We start from the raw sequence: 16,390 nt of genomic DNA, 5'->3' as shown, positions 1-16,390 counted from the left end.
GGATTTTGGTATAAAAAAATCCGAAGCAAGAATGCTTGCTTCGGATTCAGTATGGGAACTCAGTTCCGGAGAGGACGTAAATCAGCGGCGGTTGCCGAAGATACGCAGCAGCATCAGGAACAAGTTGATGAAATCGAGGTACAGGGTCAGCGCACCAACGATAGAGTATTTGCGGAAGTGGTCGCGGTCATTGACGTCCAACTGCTCACCCATTCTCTTCAGTTTCTGCGTGTCATACGCCGTCAAACCAACAAACACCAGAACACCGATATAGGTAACTGCCCACATCAGCGCGGTACTGTTCAGCCAGATATTGACGACTGACGCCAGCACGATACCAATCAGCGCCATAAATAGCATGCTGCCCATGCCACTTAAATCACGCTTGGTGGTGTAACCATAGAAGCTCATCGCACCGAACATACCGCCGGCCACCACAAAGGTACTGGCGATCGACGATGAGGTATAGACGATAAAAATACTGGACAACGTCAGCCCGGTTAACGCCGAGTAGAGCATAAACAGCCCTGTCGCGACGGAACCACTCAGGCGGTTGACCATGCCGGAAATCACGAAGACCAAGCCCAATTGCAGAATGATCAGGCCGAAAAACGTGATTTGACTTGAGAAGATAAATTGAAGAATCGCTGGAGTGTTGGCGGCATACCAGGCCACAAACGCTGTCAGCAACAGACCGCAGGTCATCCAGCCATAAACCTGCGCCATATACGCCTGAATACCGCTGCTAACACCCTGAACGATCGAATTATTTGAACGTGGATATCGATCCATGATGGATCCTTTTGGCTGTGAGACAATGTTTACGGACTGCCGAAACAATCCACCTATCAGTATAGCCTAACATAAAAATAACCCAGAACAGGCCAACTCAAGGGGAAAATTGCACTTACTCTAGCAATGGTTTAACTAACCCCAAGTAACCCCTGGCCTGAAGGGATAATCAGTACGCTTGCATGACACTTTGTTGCTGACTGACCTCACTATTTTGCTGTAACAGCTAGCCAACAACAACTACCAGCGTCCGGCCGCATCATGATCGCTCTGCCGTGACTCCACCCAGCGCTCACCCTGCTCTGTCGCTTCTCGCTTCCAAAACGGCGCGCGGGTTTTCAGATAGTCCATGATAAATTCTGCTGCATCAAAAGCCATTGAGCGATGCGCGCTGGTGACGCCAACAAACACGATTTCATCACCGGGATATAACGCACCGACACGATGAATCAGCGAGACGCGTTGCAACGCCCAGCGCGCGCGTGCTTCTGCGATAATCTCGTCCAGCGCTTTTTCTGTCATGCCGGGATAATGCTCAAGCGTCAATGCACTGACATCATTACCCAGGTTATGATTACGCACTTTACCAGTGAACGTGACTACCGCACCGTCTTCATCACATTGCGATAGCCACTGATATTCATCACCGACGCTGAATTGCTCGTTACCAACGCGAATGCGGGTATTTTCCACACTCATCCCCCTGTCACCGGCGGGAAGAAAGCCACTTCGTCACCCGCTGTCAACGGATGGTGTGCATCCACCAGCGATTGATTCACCGCAGTCAGCAATTTCCCTGACTCCAATGCCAGCGCCCAGCGTTCGCCCCTTTGGCACAACGATTGGCGCAATGCATCTACGTTGGAGAACTCAGCCGGTACCTCAAGGACATCAGTACCAACCAGCTCACGTACTTGTGCAAAAAAGAGTATCTGAATCATATATCCGCCTTAAAATCACCGGACTTTCCGCCGCTTTTTGCCAGCAGGCGCACCGGGCCAATCACCATATCTTTTTGAACCGCTTTACACATGTCATAGATCGTCAGAGCCGCTACCGATGCCGCCGTAAGGGCTTCCATTTCGACACCGGTTTTACCACTCAAGCGACAGCAGGATTCTATTCTCACGCGGTTAAGCTCAACCTGCGCCTCTAGCTGCACTTCAACTTTGGTCAGCAACAGCGGATGGCAAAGTGGGATAAGATCCCAGGTTTTCTTGGCGGCCTGAATACCGGCAATGCGTGCGGTCGCAAACACGTCACCTTTGTGGTGGCTACCGGAGACGATCATCGCCAGCGTCTCGGCCTTCATTTCCACAAATGCCTCGGCACGCGCTTCACGCACGGTCTCCGCCTTCGCGGAAACATCAACCATATGGGCTTCACCCGCCGCATTTAAATGAGTCAGTTGTGACATAACGCTCTCTTACTGCTTTAAATGGGGTTGGAAATTACAGGGACGGTGCCGAGCATCAATTTGCTCCTCAATAATCCGTTCCCACGCGGTGCGGCAAGCGCGGGTAGATCCCGGCATCGCAAAAATCGCCGTCTGGTTTGCCATACCGGCAATGGCGCGCGACTGGATAGTTGCGGTACCAATTTCCTCGTAGGAGACCATACGGAATAATTCACCGAAGCCTTCAACCTCGCGATCAAACAGCGGAAGCAAGGCCTCGGGTGTGTTATCCCCCGCAGTAAAACCTGTTCCTCCGTTAATCAGAATCACCTGCACATTTTCATCGGCAATCCATACTGAAACCTGGGCGCGAATCGCGTAGAGATTCTCTTTGACTATGCCTTTTGCCACGACCTGATGACCGGATTCCTCTGCGGCTTCACGTAAATAGTGGCCGGAGGTGTCTTCATCCTCACCCCGACGTTCAGATACCGTCAAAATGGCAATACGTGCCGGGATAAATTCGCTGCTGGCTTTGCTCATTATGCTTCTCCTTGAAACTGAGTCTGCGGTAACACATTGATTACCTGAACGTTAACCGCCGATAAAGGACAAGTTCTGCGTGATACCCGTATTGCCCTGATGCAGAAAGTGGGTCTGCTTTTTAGTTTGAAGACCACCTTGAATACGCATCGCCAATGCATCTTGCTGAAGATCGTCCGCCAACAGATCACGTAGTGGAATACCCTGCTCGCCGAAAAGGCATAGATGCAGGTTACCCATTGCCGAGACTCTCAGACGGTTACAACTGGCGCAGAAATCTTTCTCGTAAGGCATTATCAGGCCGATTTCACCTTGATAATCAGGGTGCTGGAAAACCTGTGCCGGGCCATCACTGCGTGACCGGGGTTGTAATTGCCACCCCTGCGCAAGCAGTTGCGTGCGGATAACACCGCCGGAGACATGATGTTTGCGGAACAGGTCGGAACCGTCGCCGGTTTCCATCAACTCGATAAAACGCAGTTGGATCGGACGCGGCTTAATCCAGGCAAGAAAGGCATTTAGGCTAGTGTCATTCACATCACGCATAAGTACGGCGTTGACTTTGACCTTTTCAAACCCTGCTGCAAACGCAGCATCGATCCCCGCCATCACCTGAAGGAATTTATCTTGTCCAGTAATGGCGTGGAACTGGCGATGATCAAGGCTATCAACGCTGACATTAATTGCGGTCAGCCCGGCATCGCGCCACTGCGCAACATCCCGCGCCAGACGATAGCCATTGGTCGTCACCGCCACAGTGCGGATCGTTTTGTTTTCACGGATAGCGGCAATGATGTCGCAGAAATCGCGACGCAATGAGGGTTCACCACCGGTCAGACGAACTTTTTCCGTCCCCAAATTGGCGAACGCACGACTGACGCGACGGATTTCATCGAGTGAGAGGAAACTTTTATTGTCATGACCATTTGGCCTGTAGCCATCCGGCAAGCAATAGGTGCAACGAAAATTGCACACATCGGTAATAGAAAGTCGCAAGTAATAAAACTTGCGTGCAAAAGCATCGGTTAATTGCTGCACCTTAAACACCTTTCCAAATACGGGAGATGCAGGCATTTCTACCTTGCACCCTGGTGGCTTAAAGCCACGGCCAGAACACCGTATCGTGTCTCGTTGACAGCTTTTTTAACGAAACAAACGACTTAGGCGCAAAGGCTAGGAGTTTGATCATCATTTCGATTGATAAGACCGTAATGAGACCGTGGTTTTATCTGGATTCTACCGCTAAAAATGACAGATAGCTAATCCGAATTGTCGCTATATATTTTGATATATAACGAATTTTCAGTCAGCGTGATTTCATGACGTTGTCGATAACATGTCCCAGGAAATTCAGGTAAAATTACCTCAATTACAGCAGCATCCGGCGATTCTGTTGGGCATTCACAGAATGAAACGGGGCATTTTTGACCTTTTAAAGGAACGCTATGCGCAATCGTACGCTATCCGATCTCGACAGAGTGGTTGCTCTTGGGGGCGGACACGGCTTGGGACGAGTGATGTCCGCGCTTTCTTCGCTCGGATCCTGTCTCACCGGTATTGTCACGACCACCGATAATGGCGGTTCAACTGGCCGCATTCGTCGTGCTGAGGGCGGGATTGCCTGGGGCGATATGCGTAATTGCCTCAACCAATTGATTACTGAGCCGAGCGTCGCTTCCGCCATGTTCGAGTATCGCTTCAGTGGCAACGGGGAGTTGGCCGGACACAACCTTGGTAATCTGATGCTCAGGGCGCTCGATCATCTCAGCGTGCGTCCACTCGAAGCGATCAATCTGGTTCGCAGCTTACTGAAAGTCGATGCCCAGTTGATCCCAATGTCCGAACAACCCGTCGATCTGGTCGCGCTGGATCACGAAGGCAATCATGTCTACGGGGAAGTGAACGTTGATCAATTACAGCACATGCCGCAAGAGCTGATGTTATCCCCAACAGTAGACGCAACGGTTGAAGCCATTGAGGCGATAGCACAAGCGGAACTGATTCTGATCGGTCCGGGAAGTTTCCTGACCAGCCTGATGCCTTTGCTACTGCTGCCAGATCTGAGTACCGCCCTGCGTCGCAGCACCGCCCCCGTTATTTATATTGATAATCTCGGGCGTGAATTGAGTGTAGCGGCCGCTGCGCTCTCTTTGCAGGATAAGCTGGATCTGATGGAGCAAAATATTGGCCGCAAGGCCATCAGTGCGGTAATTACCGGCCCTCGTAATAAAATCAATACGACGTCCGACAGAATGATTATTCAGGAACCACTTGAAGCAAGCGACATACCCTATCGTCACGATCGGGCATTGTTGCGTCTGGCGCTGGAACACGCGCTGCAACAGATGAAGTAGTTGCCTTTAAAACAGTCAAAAGGGTCTGAGTAAATCTCAGGCCCCTGTCGCTTTCAGCGAGTGCTTTTCTTCCACACATTATCGTGTTGGGTATCGATAAACAGCTCTTCTACCTTCTGTCTCGCCCACGGTGTCTTGCGCAGAAATTTTAGGCTCGACTTGATGCTGGGATCGCTCTTGAAGCAATTGATATTAATACGATCCGCCAATCCTGCCCAGCCATAGTGATCCACTAAAGCCATCAACAGTTTCTCAAGGGTGATCCCATGGAGAGGATCTTTATTAATTTGCTCGGTCATCAGGCTGCTCACGGACTCTTTTTGCGGGCGCATACTTTAGCAGGTCTGCGGATGGTGAAAAAGCATTGCCTGCCGCGTGACGGCAGGCAATTGATCACGACGCGGCAATAAATTGCTCTCGCAACTGGTGAATTTCATCACGCAGATTGGCCGCCTCTTCAAATTCAAGGTTCTGTGCGTGAGTGTACATTTTGCTCTCAAGCTCGCGAATCTTCTGATCCAGCGCTTTCGGCGTAAAGGCCTGATAGTTGGCGGCAGCTTCCGCGGCACGTTTGCTCTTGGCAGTTCGTGACGTTGGCTGACCCAATTGCAGAATGTCCGAAATGCGCTTGTTCAGCCCTTGCGGCACAATGCCATGCTCTTCATTGTAGGCCTGCTGCTTGGCTCGACGGCGCTCTGTTTCATCAATCGCTTTTGCCATCGATTTGGTGATCTTGTCACCATAAAGAATCGCTTTGCCGTTCAGGTTACGTGCGGCGCGACCAATCGTCTGAATTAGCGAGCGCTCTGAACGCAGAAAACCTTCTTTGTCTGCATCCAGAATTGCCACCAACGACACTTCCGGCATATCAAGCCCTTCACGCAGCAAGTTTATCCCGACCAGAACATCGAACTCGCCCAGACGCAAATCGCGGATAATCTCCACGCGCTCTACGGTATCGATATCCGAATGCAGATAACGTACGCGTTCGCCATGCTCCTCAAGATATTCCGTGAGATCTTCCGCCATGCGTTTGGTTAACGTCGTAACCAATACGCGTTCGTTGATAACCGCTCTCTTGCGGATCTCGGACAACAGATCGTCAACCTGAGTACCCACTGGCCGGACTTCAATCATTGGATCGAGCAAACCGGTCGGACGAACCACCTGATCGATGACATCCCCACCGGATTTCTCCATTTCATAATTACCCGGCGTAGCAGATACATAGATACTCTGCGGTGCCAGTGCCTCAAACTCCTCAAAACGCATCGGGCGATTATCGAGGGCAGAAGGCAGGCGGAATCCATATTCAACCAGCGTCTCTTTACGCGACCGATCGCCCTTATACATGCCACCAATCTGAGGGATGGTGACGTGCGATTCATCGACTATCAGCAACCCGTCGGAAGGAAGATAGTCAAACAGCGTCGGAGGAGGTTCACCCTCACCACGCCCAGAAAGATAACGTGAGTAGTTTTCTATCCCCGAGCAATAGCCCAATTCATTCATCATTTCGAGATCGAACTGGGTACGCTGGGTCAGGCGCTGCTCTTCCAGCAGTTTGTTGTTGGCCAGCAATACCTTGCGACGTTCAGCCAACTCCACTTTCACATCCTCCATTGCCTGCAGGATGCGTTCACGCGGCGTAACGTAGTGCGTTTTAGGATAAATGGTAAAACGCTGCACTTCCTGATCCAGGTGTCCGGTCAGCGGATCAAACAGGGATAGCCGCTCAACCTCCTGATCAAACAACTCAACCCGTAGGGCCAGCTCATCTGATTCCGCAGGAAAAATATCAATGACCTCACCGCGCACGCGGAATGTCCCGCGCTGGAAAACCTGATCGTTGCGGGCATATTGCAGCTCTGCCAGCCGACGCAAGATTGCCCTCTGGTCGATGATCATCCCACGGGTCAAATGCAGCATCATTTTCAGATAGAGATCGGGGTCACCCAGACCATAGATGGCTGAAACGGAAGCCACTACAACCACGTCACGGCGCTCAAGCAGCGCTTTGGTGGCGGACAGACGCATCTGTTCAATATGCTCGTTTACAGATGCATCTTTCTCGATAAAAGTGTCAGAACTAGGCACATAGGCTTCGGGTTGGTAATAGTCGTAATAGGAGACAAAATACTCAACGGCATTATCCGGGAAAAATTCTTTGAACTCGCCATATAACTGTGCCGCCAGCGTTTTGTTTGGCGCCAGTACCATGGTCGGCCGATTGAGGTCGGCAATGACATTTGCCACGGTAAATGTTTTACCGGATCCGGTGACCCCCAGCAGGGTTTGATGCGCCAGACCGTTTTCCAGCCCCTCCTCCAGACGGCGAATGGCCTCTGGTTGATCGCCCGCGGGCTTAAAATCTGAATACAGTTTGAATTGTTTACTCATTACCAGGCTACCTGTTGGAGAGGCGTGCAAAAACGCAATGATATCGCTGGGACCACGAACCTTGATGAAAAAAGGCAAGGTTCTAATTATGGAGGCCACAGCAATTTTTGCCACCCCTATGATACTGGATATAAATCCAGCTTCAAGCGGATTAACGACCACCTTTTCGCCTTCACTGGCATGACTGCACTGTTAAGGTTGCAGTTACGTGAGCGTTTTCACTTTTATGCCACATTTATCCCCAGACTTTATCGCAAATTAACTTTCTTTATTTTACTTACAGAAAATAACACCCCTTCTCGTAATGAGCATTTGACAGTATTGATTTTAGTCATCCATTTGAAAAATATAGTTATTTTTAAAGAGCAGAGAATGCGGACAAACTGAGCGCAACCCGCGCCACGCCTCGTCTACCACAGCTTTTATTAATCTAATGCACAAGGTTATCCACAGGAATAGTGGATAAGTCGCATTGACCCGCACCGGCCGGGAGTTGGCAAAAAAAGATTTTAAGCGGGCAATTTTTGCCTAAAGGGCTTTTTTAATTATTTTTATGCGCTTTTTTAGCTTTGTTTATGCGGATTAAGCCTAAGAAACCCCATTGCCTATTTCGCAAAAACTCTCTTGCCATAATGGGTGAATGAAGTTGCAGCAATCCAAAAATAACACTGCACCATTTCAGACATCATGGCACCAGTTAGGTGCATTCGTAACCTACTCAGCCAACCCTAATAATTAGCAAAATTGATGATTTTCATTCTGAAATGAACCGCAAATGGAATTAACAAGCTGTTAACCTCACATTTCTGGCACCCTTCTGAAACTTGGCCTAAGAGTTGCTTATATGTAGTAGACAGATTAATTGGAAATTGAACAAAAGAAGCAAGGTTTTATTCCCTTGTTGAGAGTGAATATTCATTCACTGGATAATCTATAAGTGGCCGTGGTTTCTGAGACAAAAAACCGTTTTTTTATCATTTCACTCTTTAAAGGGCTCGTTTATCGCTAAATTGCACTTTTCAGCCAGCAGGCGTGAAACCCTATTTTTCCTGTAGAAAAACTGAAAAGCGGCGAGATCGCAATTACGTTCGAGGTATAGCTTCGAGGTGTGGCTTCACGGTATAACAATGGAGGCTTTCTGATGCTTAGTGTGAAATCGGTCAATCAATTTTATGGCCAAACCCATACCTTATGGGATATCAATCTCGAACTTCCCCGCGGTGGATGTACCTGTCTGATGGGCCGCAATGGCGTAGGGAAAACCACGCTGGTGAACTGTATTATGGGGCATTTACCCGTCAGGAGTGGATCAGTAATTTGGCAATCTGCCGAAGGTCCCCCCGAGAATTTATTGCAACAACCGGTGGAAACCCGGGCGTCAATGGGGATTAGCTACGTCCCCCAAGGGCGGCAAATCTTTTCCCAATTGAGCGTGGAAGAGAATCTGCATGTCGCCCTGCTGGCAAGCCGTAATAGGCATCGTCATATTCCTTCTCTCGTCTATGATCTCTTTCCGGTATTGCGCGACAAAGGCATGCGTCGGGCGGGAGAACTGACAGAATCCCAGCAGCAGCAACTGGCCATTGCCCGCGCTCTGGTACTTGAACCAGAACTGTTGATCCTGGACGAACCCTCAGAGGGCATTCACCCCGAAATGGTCGCAGACATGGGAAATATTATTCTTTGTCTGAATCGCGACCTTGGGCTAACCGTTTTACTGGTTGAGCACAGGCTGTGTTTTATCCGTCGTGTCGCGGACCGATTCTTTCTCCTGGATAAAGGCCGTAATGTAGCCCAGGGCACGCTTGACCAACTCGACGACCAACTCATCCACGACTACCTCACGGTTTGAAAGGAAAAGTATTTACCCAGCCCATAATTATTTCCGCATAATCCCGTGGGACAAAACTGACAACGTTGTCCCACTCAGTGACAAATGGCACGAAAGTGTTGCTGCAACTGAGGTCTTGCCTGCTGTATCTGCTGATACAAATTAAACTGCCTGGTGACGACGGATATGTCGAATAAGGTAGCGGCAACGGGATAGCTTTTATGCTGCTTCAACCATGTCAGCACGGACTCCAGATTCCACACTGAGGTCGAACCATCGTGCACTGGCAATGGGAACGCCTGACTCTGCGTAACCATCAGTTTTCTCATGTACTGTCTGGAACAACCCAGTAAGCCAGCAACATCACTTAACCCGACCCAATCAGGTGCCGCCTCTGCAATTCGCGCGTCCGGGATCGCTTTTTTTACATCATTGAAGGCACTGGTCAGCGCATTCAGGGCTGTTTCTGCCTCACGACTAAAGTTAAGCGCTATTCGCCCTTTGGTACCCACGCCGATCAACGCATCATCACAACCCGCATCAAGCAGTGCCGCCACGTGGACTTCTGGATCTTGCCGGGTTTCAGCCAGCGAAAAAATCAGGGTGAACTCATATAATTCCATCAGTTACTCCTCTCAATACCATTTCTTTCAATACCATTTCTTTCAACGCGACCGTTTCACTGTGACTTCACATGCAAAACACAGTTATCCACGACCCGGCGGATTTGCCTTGCGTGATTCACATCATTTCTGGGCGTGCTCCAGATACAACTGATGCAAAACTCACCGCAACGGCAGGCCAGGCTATTGTAAGGACAATATATTTTCCCCCACGCATGGCTCCCGCCAACTTCAATACGCCAACCGTTCGCTGCAATGTACTGCAAGGCTGCTTCAATCTCTTTTCTGGCATGTGAACGTCTTGTCATCCTTAACTCCTCACTGAGTATATATCGCCTATTTTTGGTTGTCAATTGACAACCTTCTATTGTTCTCTGAAAAAAACAATCGGAGAGATGGCGTAGAAAATAACCTGCAAAAGTCATCAGTAACAGCAGCTTGGCAAAGAGAAAGACAGATCGTCGAGACGTGCCGCAAAGCCTGCGGCAACAGATGAAACGAGGATTAACTGAGGGGAGAGAGATCGAGATATTGTCCAAGGTTCTGACGCTCTGGTTCGGCGAGATAGGGTATTTCCCCCAATAGCGGCGCTTTGATTTCACGCGTCAATGTCGCCATGTACTCTTGATGGCGTCGTCCAACAGGTTGAATATCATTGGCGATCCAACCACCCAGCCGCAAACCGCGCTGCTGAATGGCCTCTGCCGTCAGCATTGCATGATTGATGCAGCCCAGTTTGATACCCACGACCAGAATGACCGGCAACTGCTGCGATACCACCCAGTCAGCAAAAGTGCGTTGTTCTGAAAGCGGGGTGTACCATCCTCCCGCGCCTTCAACCAGGATCCACTCCGCCCGCTGTTCAAGGTGCTGCAAGCCTTGCGACATACGCACAAGATCTATGGATCGTCCTTCTGCTACGCTGACGATGTGCGGCGAAGTCGGTTCAATGAAGGTGAATGGATTAACGTCGGCGTAGGTCATTGGGAGCCGACTATTGGCCTGGAGGGCCAAGGCATCACTGTTTCGCGCACCCTCCGGCGTCATTTCACTGCCTGATGCCACCGGCTTGTATCCTGCCGTAAGAAAACCCATGGCTGCCGCCGCCTGGAGCAACGCGCAACTGGCAACTGTCTTTCCAACCTCAGTATCGGTGCCCGTTACAAACCATCGATTACTCATGATAAATGACTCCATAGGCCAGTTGATAACTCAAGGGTAACGCATTGTTCTCGCGAGGAAATTTCTGTTGCAATGCATGCAACTGCTGGCGTCCGGTCAAGCCGCCTGTCCGCCCCTGATGCAGGTGTGTGGCCCCAATGCCTTTCAAAGAACGCATGAGGGTAATGACGTCAGGGAAGCGTTCCGTTTTTTGGCAGAAGTGGAGTTCATGTCGCCATGGCGAACAGGCTGCGTGAATCTGTTCGTCAGACAGAAAGTGGTTCACGTGGGACTGACCATCAACCTGCTGCCAGGCGTGTGACAACTCCCACAGCGAGCCTTGCACCAACGTCGAAAAAGCAATCATCCCGCCCGGTCTCGTCACCCGATATAATTCCGCCAGCGTCGCACGCAACGAGCCGCACCACTGCACCACCAGATTGCTGAACACCAAATCCACCGTGCCATCAGGCAATGGAAGTGCATCAATATCCCCAAGCAGATAGCGGTCGGCTGAACCAAGTTCAGCGGCTTTTTCCAACATACCGGGCGCCAGATCCACGGCATAAACCGTTTTTCCCCGTGCCCGCCAACAGCGGCTGAAATGACCAGTGCCGCAACCCGCATCCAGCAGCAGTGAACCCGGATGGGCAACCATCCGTTGCATCAATTCATTGCCGACACGGCGTTGCAGATCTGCCGCATTATCGTAACTTTGCGCAGCACGACTGAAGGCTTGGGCCACCGCATGTTTGTTGATCACCTCATCAACAGTGGTCATGCAACACCTCCAACAAGCGATCGATATCGTCGCGCTGATGGACAGCCGTCAGCGTAATTCTCAGTCTGGCGCTTCCTTCCGGTACCGTTGGTGGACGGATCGCCGTGACCCAAAGCCCCTCTTCACGCAGACTGCCCGCCAGTTCCAGCGCGCGATGGTTTTCACCTACGATCAATGGCTGAATAGCCGTGGAAGACTCCGTCATCAAAAGCGGAAGTCGGCTTGCCCCTTCACGAAAGTAATGGATGTTGTTATTCAGGCGCTGGCGCAATTCATCGCCCTTCTGAATACAGTCCAATGCCGCATCAAGAGCCACTACCTGAGCCGCAGGCATGGAGGTGCTGTAAATCAAATGCCGGGCAAATTGCAGTAAATACTCCGCCACGGGCTCATCGCAAAGTACCGCAGCCCCACTGACGCCAAAGGCTTTGCCAAAGGTAATCACCAACAAGTCAGGACAAACCTCTTGTTTCCAGCAACTGCCCCGCCCTCCTTCGCCAATAACTCCCACGCCGTGTGCGTCATCTACCAGCAACCAACCGTTCGCAGAGTGAGTGAGTGCTGCCAACGCCGCCAGCGGCGCTTCATCACCGTCCATGCTGAATACACCTTCCGTCACCACCAGCGTTTCCCCCGCCACGGCTGGTTGCAGTAAGCCCGCCAGTGATTCCGGTTGATTATGCTGAAAACGCCTCAGTCGCGAGGGAGCATGCATCGCCGCCTCAAGCAGTGAGGCATGGCTGAGGCGATCGGCCAGCAACCGATCGCCTTTCTGCATCAACGCCGCCAACAGCGCCTGATTGGCACCGAAACCGGAAATAAATAGCAGCGCACGATCGTAGCCCTGCCACTGAGCCAGACGCTGCTCGAACGCGGCGTGAGCCTCGGTGTAGCCCGTCACATGCCCTGAACCGCCGCTGCCTACGCCATGCCGTTTGGCTCCGTCCTGCCAGCCCTGAATTACCGCCGGATGCTGGCTGAGCCCAAGATAATCGTTACTGGAAAAATTAAGATAGCGACGCCCATCCACCGTCAGCCCGCGGGTGCTGCCGCCCTGATTTGCCTGGCGCTGTCGATAAGCCGAAGCCAGCAGGCGCTCATCCAGCGCCTGTTCAATCCGTTGCGCCCAGCTCATTACACTGCCGCATTGTAAAACTGAGGTTCATCGGCATACATCAGCTGCTCCGCGAGGATCTGCTGCTGCTCATTGTCACCTTTTTCTGCCGTGTTCTGTTGCGGATTTAAGCCAAGCTTATTGAACAGGATCAAATCCTTGTCCTCGGCAGGGTTGGGCGTGGTCAGCAGTTTGCAGCCATAGAAAATCGAGTTGGCACCCGCCATAAAACACATCGCCTGAGTCTGTTCGCTCATCTGCTCGCGGCCTGCTGACAGCCGGACATACGATGTCGGCATCATAATGCGGGCGATGGCGATCGTGCGGATAAAATCAAAAGGATCGACATCATCGTTGTCCGCAAGCGGAGTGCCCTTCACTTTCACCAGCATATTGATTGGCACACTTTCAGGTGCGGTGGGCAAATTGGCCAGTTGCATCAGCAGACCGGCGCGGTCTTTTTCCGTCTCACCCAATCCAACAATTCCTCCTGAACAGACTTTGATCCCGGCATTACGTACTTCGTCCAGCGTGTCCAGACGTTCCTGGTAACTACGCGTGGTAATGATGCTGCCGTAGAACTCGGGTGAGGTATCCAGATTATGGTTGTAGTAATCCAGACCAGCATGCGCCAGACGCTGGGCCTGCTGGCTATTGAGCGAACCCAGGGTCATGCAGGTCTCCATGCCCAGCTCTTTCACGCCCTGCACCATTTGCTCCAGATAGGGCATATCGCGATCGTGGGGATTTTTCCATGCCGCGCCCATGCAAAAGCGCGTCGATCCCGCCGCCTTGGCCTGACGGGCTGAGTGCAATACTTGCTCGACCTGCATCAGGCGTTCACTTTCCAGGCCGGTCTTATAGCGCGAACTCTGCGGACAATATTTACAGTCTTCAGGGCACGCCCCCGTCTTGATCGACAACAATGTGCTGACTTGCACCTGTCGCGGATCAAAATGCTGACGATGAGTTTTCTGTGCCTCGAACATCAGTTCAAGGAAAGGCATCGCAAAAAGGGTTTGAACCTGCTCGAGGGTCCATTTGGTACGTTGCGCCATCGCTGCTCTCCAAAAAATCACGTGTTTTCACTGTTATATAATTACTGACTGGTAAACCATTATTGATCATAATAAGTTTACGGTTAACATAAATCATCTTTTTTAGTTTACGGCCAACTTAATGAATTCTTCCGATCTCGCTTTCGACCAACGTCATATCTGGCATCCCTATACCTCGATGAGCCATCCGCTGCCGTGCTATCCGGTGGAGTCGGCGCAGGGTTCAGAACTGCATCTGGCGGATGGCCGCGTATTGGTTGACGGCATGTCTTCCTGGTGGGCGGCAGTCCACGGCTATAACCATCCGCAACTGAATCAGGCAGCAATCGAGCAACTTGGGAAAATGGCGCACGTGATGTTTGGCGGCATCACCCACCCTTCTGCCGTGGCGCTCTGCCGCCAGTTGGTGGCGATGACCCCAGAACAACTCGAATGCGTGTTTCTGGCGGATTCCGGTTCAGTTGCCGTTGAAGTGGCGATAAAAATGGCGATGCAGTATTGGCAGGCGAAAGGGGAAAAGCGCCAGCGCCTTCTGACGCTACGCAACGGCTATCACGGTGATACTTTCGCTGCAATGTCGGTGTGTGATCCGCAAAACTCCATGCACAGTCTGTATCAGGGTTATTTGCCGCAGCATCTGTTTGCACCGGCACCGCAATGCGCGTTTGGTACAGAGTGGGAGCCGCAGGATATTGCTCCATTTGAGCAGATGATCTCCCAGCACAGCGTGGATATTGCCGCCGTCATACTGGAGCCCATCGTGCAAGGGGCGGGGGGAATGCGTTTTTATCATCCCGCGTATTTACGTCAGGTGCGGGCATTGTGTGACCGCTATGGCATCCTGCTGATTGCCGACGAAATTGCGACCGGTTTTGGCCGCACGGGAAAAATGTTTGCCTGTGAGCATGCGGGGATTTCCCCGGATATTATGTGCCTGGGCAAAGCGTTGACTGGAGGGTATATGACCCTCTCCGCGGCACTCACCACCCGCCACGTGGCTGAAACCATCAGTAACGGTGAGGCCGGTTGTTTTATGCATGGCCCCACATTTATGGCTAATCCACTGGCCTGCGCGGTCGCCAGCGCCAGCCTGTCACTTCTGGCTGAGAACCGTTGGCAGCAGCAGGTAGCGTCGATAGAGCGGCAGTTGCGATCCGAGCTTATGCCGTTGAAGCAGCATCCGGCAGTGGCAGACGTGCGGGTGCTGGGCGCAATTGGCGTAGTGGAGATGCGCCAACCGGTGGAGATGGCGCGACTGCAACGGTATTTCGTCGATCGGGGCGTGTGGATCCGCCCTTTTGGCAAGCTGATCTACCTGATGCCGCCCTACGTGATCGAACCCGAACAACTCAGTAAACTCACCGCCGCCATCGCCAGCGCCCTAGGGCATCTCTATCAGGCGGCCTGATGTCAAACGACTGCGTTGGGCCTCAGCCATGAAATACTCAATGGCCCGGCTCAGCGCAGGCTGCGGCTTGTCACTTTCGGACAGGGATTCACGCACAACGAGGTAATACGCTGCGCCAGTGGCGACAGAGAGAGGAAACGGTGCAATTACCCGACGGGCGCGTAAATCATCTTCTATTAATGTCAGATCGCCAATGGCCACACCAAACCCTTGCAGCGCTGCGTTAATCGCCAGATCCAGCGTGTCAAAATGCTGGGCCTTGCTGGAGGGCAGCGCATTGTAACCGGCTGCGCGCAACCACAATAGCCAGTCACGCCGATCGCGCGTGGGGTGCAGCAGCGTTTGATCAGCCAAGTCATCCGGGGTAAGAACCCCCTCCTTACTTTGCAGGAAGTCCGGCGTACAGACCGGCGTCAGGATCTCATCAAATAGCGGATACGCGCGCCGCTGCTTTTCCATCTGATCGCTGAAGATAACCGCCGCATCAAAATGTTCGCTGCCGAAATCCACACCATGGGAGACCGAGGCGGTCAATTCAATGCGGATTTCCGGTTCATCATTTTGCAGTTGAATCACTCGCGGCAACATCCAGCGCATCGCACACGTCGGGCATTTTATGCGGAGCGTTTCCGGCTGTGAGGCAACGCGGGTCAGCGCTTCGCCAATCGTGCCAAGCGCCTGCTTTACCGGCAGCAACAGCGACGCACCGCGTGGCGTCAACGTAAGACCGCGCGCCTGACGCACAAACAGGGCATAGCCCAATTCACGTTCGAGTCCGGCGATTTGGCGACTGATGGCTCCCTGGGTGACATGGAGTTTATGCGCCGCACGGGTGAAATTGAGCGTTTCTGCAACAACAGTGAAAGTTTTCAATGCATTAAGTGAGGGCAGCACATTCATTAATCGTTCCCGACCGGCCATGAGCCATG

Annotated in this window: 19 protein-coding genes and 1 riboswitch; of the genes, 4 read left to right on the top strand and 15 right to left on the bottom strand. The window is 51.9% G+C overall.

All coding sequences use genetic code 11. The annotated features are described in order from the left end of the window. Nucleotides 1-81: 81 nt before the first annotated feature. The 6 genes from DRI82_RS02180 to moaA all read right to left on the bottom strand — a co-directional run bounded on the left by DRI82_RS02180 (nt 82) and on the right by moaA (nt 3,769). On the bottom strand, nt 82-792 hold the full coding sequence (locus DRI82_RS02180) for a Bax inhibitor-1/YccA family protein (RefSeq protein WP_114191849.1): 711 nt from the start codon (nt 790-792) through the stop codon (nt 82-84). A gap of 240 nt (nt 793-1,032) precedes the next feature. Continuing rightward, nucleotides 1,033-1,485, bottom strand: a complete 453-nt coding sequence (gene moaE / locus DRI82_RS02175; RefSeq protein WP_170138658.1) for a molybdopterin synthase catalytic subunit MoaE — start codon at nt 1,483-1,485, stop codon at nt 1,033-1,035. Nucleotides 1,486-1,487: 2 nt separating this feature from the next. Continuing rightward, entirely contained in the window at nt 1,488-1,733 is a 246-nt protein-coding gene (gene moaD / locus DRI82_RS02170; protein ID WP_114191847.1) for a molybdopterin synthase sulfur carrier subunit, read from the bottom strand. Next, a complete protein-coding gene (moaC, locus tag DRI82_RS02165) occupies nt 1,730-2,209 on the bottom strand; it encodes a cyclic pyranopterin monophosphate synthase MoaC (RefSeq protein ID WP_114191846.1) in 480 nt (159 codons plus the stop codon). The genes moaD and moaC overlap by 4 nt, the downstream gene beginning before the upstream one ends. 9 nt (nt 2,210-2,218) lie before the next feature. Further along, on the bottom strand, nt 2,219-2,731 hold the full coding sequence (moaB, locus tag DRI82_RS02160) for a molybdenum cofactor biosynthesis protein B (protein WP_114191845.1): 513 nt from the start codon (nt 2,729-2,731) through the stop codon (nt 2,219-2,221). Nucleotides 2,732-2,782: 51 nt separating this feature from the next. Next, entirely contained in the window at nt 2,783-3,769 is a 987-nt protein-coding gene (gene moaA, locus DRI82_RS02155; protein ID WP_114191844.1) for a GTP 3',8-cyclase MoaA, read from the bottom strand. Further along, a riboswitch (molybdenum cofactor riboswitch) is annotated at nt 3,760-3,923 on the bottom strand. (Overlaps the previous gene by 10 nt.) Before the next feature lie 253 nt (nt 3,924-4,176). On the opposite strand from moaA, the gene yvcK reads away from it, so the two are divergent. Continuing rightward, the gene (gene yvcK / locus DRI82_RS02150) at nt 4,177-5,085 is read left to right on the top strand and encodes a uridine diphosphate-N-acetylglucosamine-binding protein YvcK (protein WP_114191843.1); all 909 of its coding nucleotides are present in this window, start codon (nt 4,177-4,179) and stop codon (nt 5,083-5,085) included. Nucleotides 5,086-5,138: 53 nt separating this feature from the next. Here the strand turns inward: yvcK and DRI82_RS02145 are convergent, their stop codons facing one another. Beyond that, nucleotides 5,139-5,384: a VF530 family protein gene (locus tag DRI82_RS02145; RefSeq protein WP_114192012.1), complete on the bottom strand. Its 246-nt coding sequence runs from the start codon at nt 5,382-5,384 to the stop codon at nt 5,139-5,141. A gap of 94 nt (nt 5,385-5,478) precedes the next feature. After that, on the bottom strand, nt 5,479-7,485 hold the full coding sequence (uvrB, locus tag DRI82_RS02140) for an excinuclease ABC subunit UvrB (RefSeq protein WP_114192011.1): 2,007 nt from the start codon (nt 7,483-7,485) through the stop codon (nt 5,479-5,481). Nucleotides 7,486-7,509: 24 nt separating this feature from the next. Between uvrB and DRI82_RS23735 the strand changes: the two genes are divergently transcribed. Both DRI82_RS23735 and DRI82_RS02135 read left to right on the top strand, forming a co-directional pair. Next, a complete protein-coding gene (locus DRI82_RS23735) occupies nt 7,510-7,872 on the top strand; it encodes a hypothetical protein (protein WP_157967995.1) in 363 nt (120 codons plus the stop codon). Nucleotides 7,873-8,626: 754 nt separating this feature from the next. After that, a complete protein-coding gene (locus tag DRI82_RS02135) occupies nt 8,627-9,337 on the top strand; it encodes an ATP-binding cassette domain-containing protein (protein ID WP_114191842.1) in 711 nt (236 codons plus the stop codon). A gap of 74 nt (nt 9,338-9,411) precedes the next feature. Here the strand turns inward: DRI82_RS02135 and DRI82_RS02130 are convergent, their stop codons facing one another. From DRI82_RS02130 to bioB, 6 genes are all read right to left on the bottom strand, one after another. Beyond that, nucleotides 9,412-9,939 carry a helix-turn-helix transcriptional regulator gene (locus DRI82_RS02130; protein WP_114191841.1) on the bottom strand — a complete coding sequence of 176 codons (528 nt, stop codon included), beginning with the start codon at nt 9,937-9,939 and terminating at the stop codon, nt 9,412-9,414. A 56-nt stretch (nt 9,940-9,995) separates the two neighbouring features. After that, a complete protein-coding gene (locus tag DRI82_RS02125) occupies nt 9,996-10,247 on the bottom strand; it encodes a hypothetical protein (RefSeq protein ID WP_114191840.1) in 252 nt (83 codons plus the stop codon). Nucleotides 10,248-10,443: 196 nt separating this feature from the next. Next, on the bottom strand, nt 10,444-11,121 hold the full coding sequence (bioD, locus tag DRI82_RS02120; protein ID WP_114191839.1) for a dethiobiotin synthase: 678 nt from the start codon (nt 11,119-11,121) through the stop codon (nt 10,444-10,446). After that, nucleotides 11,114-11,881, bottom strand: coding sequence for a malonyl-ACP O-methyltransferase BioC (gene bioC, locus DRI82_RS02115; RefSeq protein ID WP_114191838.1), 768 nt, complete (start codon nt 11,879-11,881; stop codon nt 11,114-11,116). The genes bioD and bioC overlap by 8 nt, the downstream gene beginning before the upstream one ends. Then, complete coding sequence (bioF, locus tag DRI82_RS02110) at nt 11,868-13,016, bottom strand: 8-amino-7-oxononanoate synthase (RefSeq protein ID WP_114191837.1); 1,149 nt, start codon at nt 13,014-13,016, stop codon at nt 11,868-11,870. Before bioF ends, bioC begins: the two co-directional genes overlap by 14 nt. Then, complete coding sequence (bioB, locus tag DRI82_RS02105; RefSeq protein WP_114191836.1) at nt 13,016-14,053, bottom strand: biotin synthase BioB; 1,038 nt, start codon at nt 14,051-14,053, stop codon at nt 13,016-13,018. Before bioB ends, bioF begins: the two co-directional genes overlap by 1 nt. A gap of 121 nt (nt 14,054-14,174) precedes the next feature. Between bioB and bioA the strand changes: the two genes are divergently transcribed. Next, entirely contained in the window at nt 14,175-15,461 is a 1,287-nt protein-coding gene (gene bioA / locus DRI82_RS02100; protein ID WP_114191835.1) for an adenosylmethionine--8-amino-7-oxononanoate transaminase, read from the top strand. Here bioA and DRI82_RS02095 read toward each other — a convergent pair. Continuing rightward, nucleotides 15,435-16,361 carry a LysR substrate-binding domain-containing protein gene (locus DRI82_RS02095; RefSeq protein ID WP_114191834.1) on the bottom strand — a complete coding sequence of 309 codons (927 nt, stop codon included), beginning with the start codon at nt 16,359-16,361 and terminating at the stop codon, nt 15,435-15,437. The two genes, bioA and DRI82_RS02095, sit on opposite strands and share 27 nt — an antisense overlap. Nucleotides 16,362-16,390: the final 29 nt, after the last annotated feature.

The sequence above is a fragment of the Edaphovirga cremea genome, from assembly GCF_003332275.1.
Taxonomy (GTDB): Bacteria; Pseudomonadota; Gammaproteobacteria; order Enterobacterales; family Enterobacteriaceae; genus Edaphovirga; species Edaphovirga cremea.
Note: the sequence above shows the minus strand (reverse complement) of the source record. Positions and strands in the feature narration are given on the sequence as shown.

What these genes read in the sequence shown, in the direction of transcription:
- DRI82_RS02095 (WP_114191834.1), bottom strand. Translation starts at nt 16,361, where the DNA reads ATGAATGTGCTGCCCTCACTTAATGCATTGAAAACTTTCACTGTTGTT.
- DRI82_RS02145 (WP_114192012.1), bottom strand. Translation starts at nt 5,384, where the DNA reads ATGACCGAGCAAATTAATAAAGATCCTCTCCATGGGATCACCCTTGAG.
- uvrB (WP_114192011.1), bottom strand. Translation starts at nt 7,485, where the DNA reads ATGAGTAAACAATTCAAACTGTATTCAGATTTTAAGCCCGCGGGCGAT.
- bioB (WP_114191836.1), bottom strand. Translation starts at nt 14,053, where the DNA reads ATGGCGCAACGTACCAAATGGACCCTCGAGCAGGTTCAAACCCTTTTT.
- moaC (WP_114191846.1), bottom strand. Translation starts at nt 2,209, where the DNA reads ATGTCACAACTGACTCATTTAAATGCGGCGGGTGAAGCCCATATGGTT.
- bioA (WP_114191835.1), top strand. Translation starts at nt 14,175, where the DNA reads ATGAATTCTTCCGATCTCGCTTTCGACCAACGTCATATCTGGCATCCC.
- DRI82_RS02125 (WP_114191840.1), bottom strand. Translation starts at nt 10,247, where the DNA reads ATGACAAGACGTTCACATGCCAGAAAAGAGATTGAAGCAGCCTTGCAG.
- yvcK (WP_114191843.1), top strand. Translation starts at nt 4,177, where the DNA reads ATGCGCAATCGTACGCTATCCGATCTCGACAGAGTGGTTGCTCTTGGG.
- moaB (WP_114191845.1), bottom strand. Translation starts at nt 2,731, where the DNA reads ATGAGCAAAGCCAGCAGCGAATTTATCCCGGCACGTATTGCCATTTTG.
- DRI82_RS02130 (WP_114191841.1), bottom strand. Translation starts at nt 9,939, where the DNA reads ATGGAATTATATGAGTTCACCCTGATTTTTTCGCTGGCTGAAACCCGG.
- bioF (WP_114191837.1), bottom strand. Translation starts at nt 13,016, where the DNA reads ATGAGCTGGGCGCAACGGATTGAACAGGCGCTGGATGAGCGCCTGCTG.
- DRI82_RS02135 (WP_114191842.1), top strand. Translation starts at nt 8,627, where the DNA reads ATGCTTAGTGTGAAATCGGTCAATCAATTTTATGGCCAAACCCATACC.
- bioC (WP_114191838.1), bottom strand. Translation starts at nt 11,881, where the DNA reads ATGACCACTGTTGATGAGGTGATCAACAAACATGCGGTGGCCCAAGCC.
- bioD (WP_114191839.1), bottom strand. Translation starts at nt 11,121, where the DNA reads ATGAGTAATCGATGGTTTGTAACGGGCACCGATACTGAGGTTGGAAAG.
- moaD (WP_114191847.1), bottom strand. Translation starts at nt 1,733, where the DNA reads ATGATTCAGATACTCTTTTTTGCACAAGTACGTGAGCTGGTTGGTACT.
- DRI82_RS02180 (WP_114191849.1), bottom strand. Translation starts at nt 792, where the DNA reads ATGGATCGATATCCACGTTCAAATAATTCGATCGTTCAGGGTGTTAGC.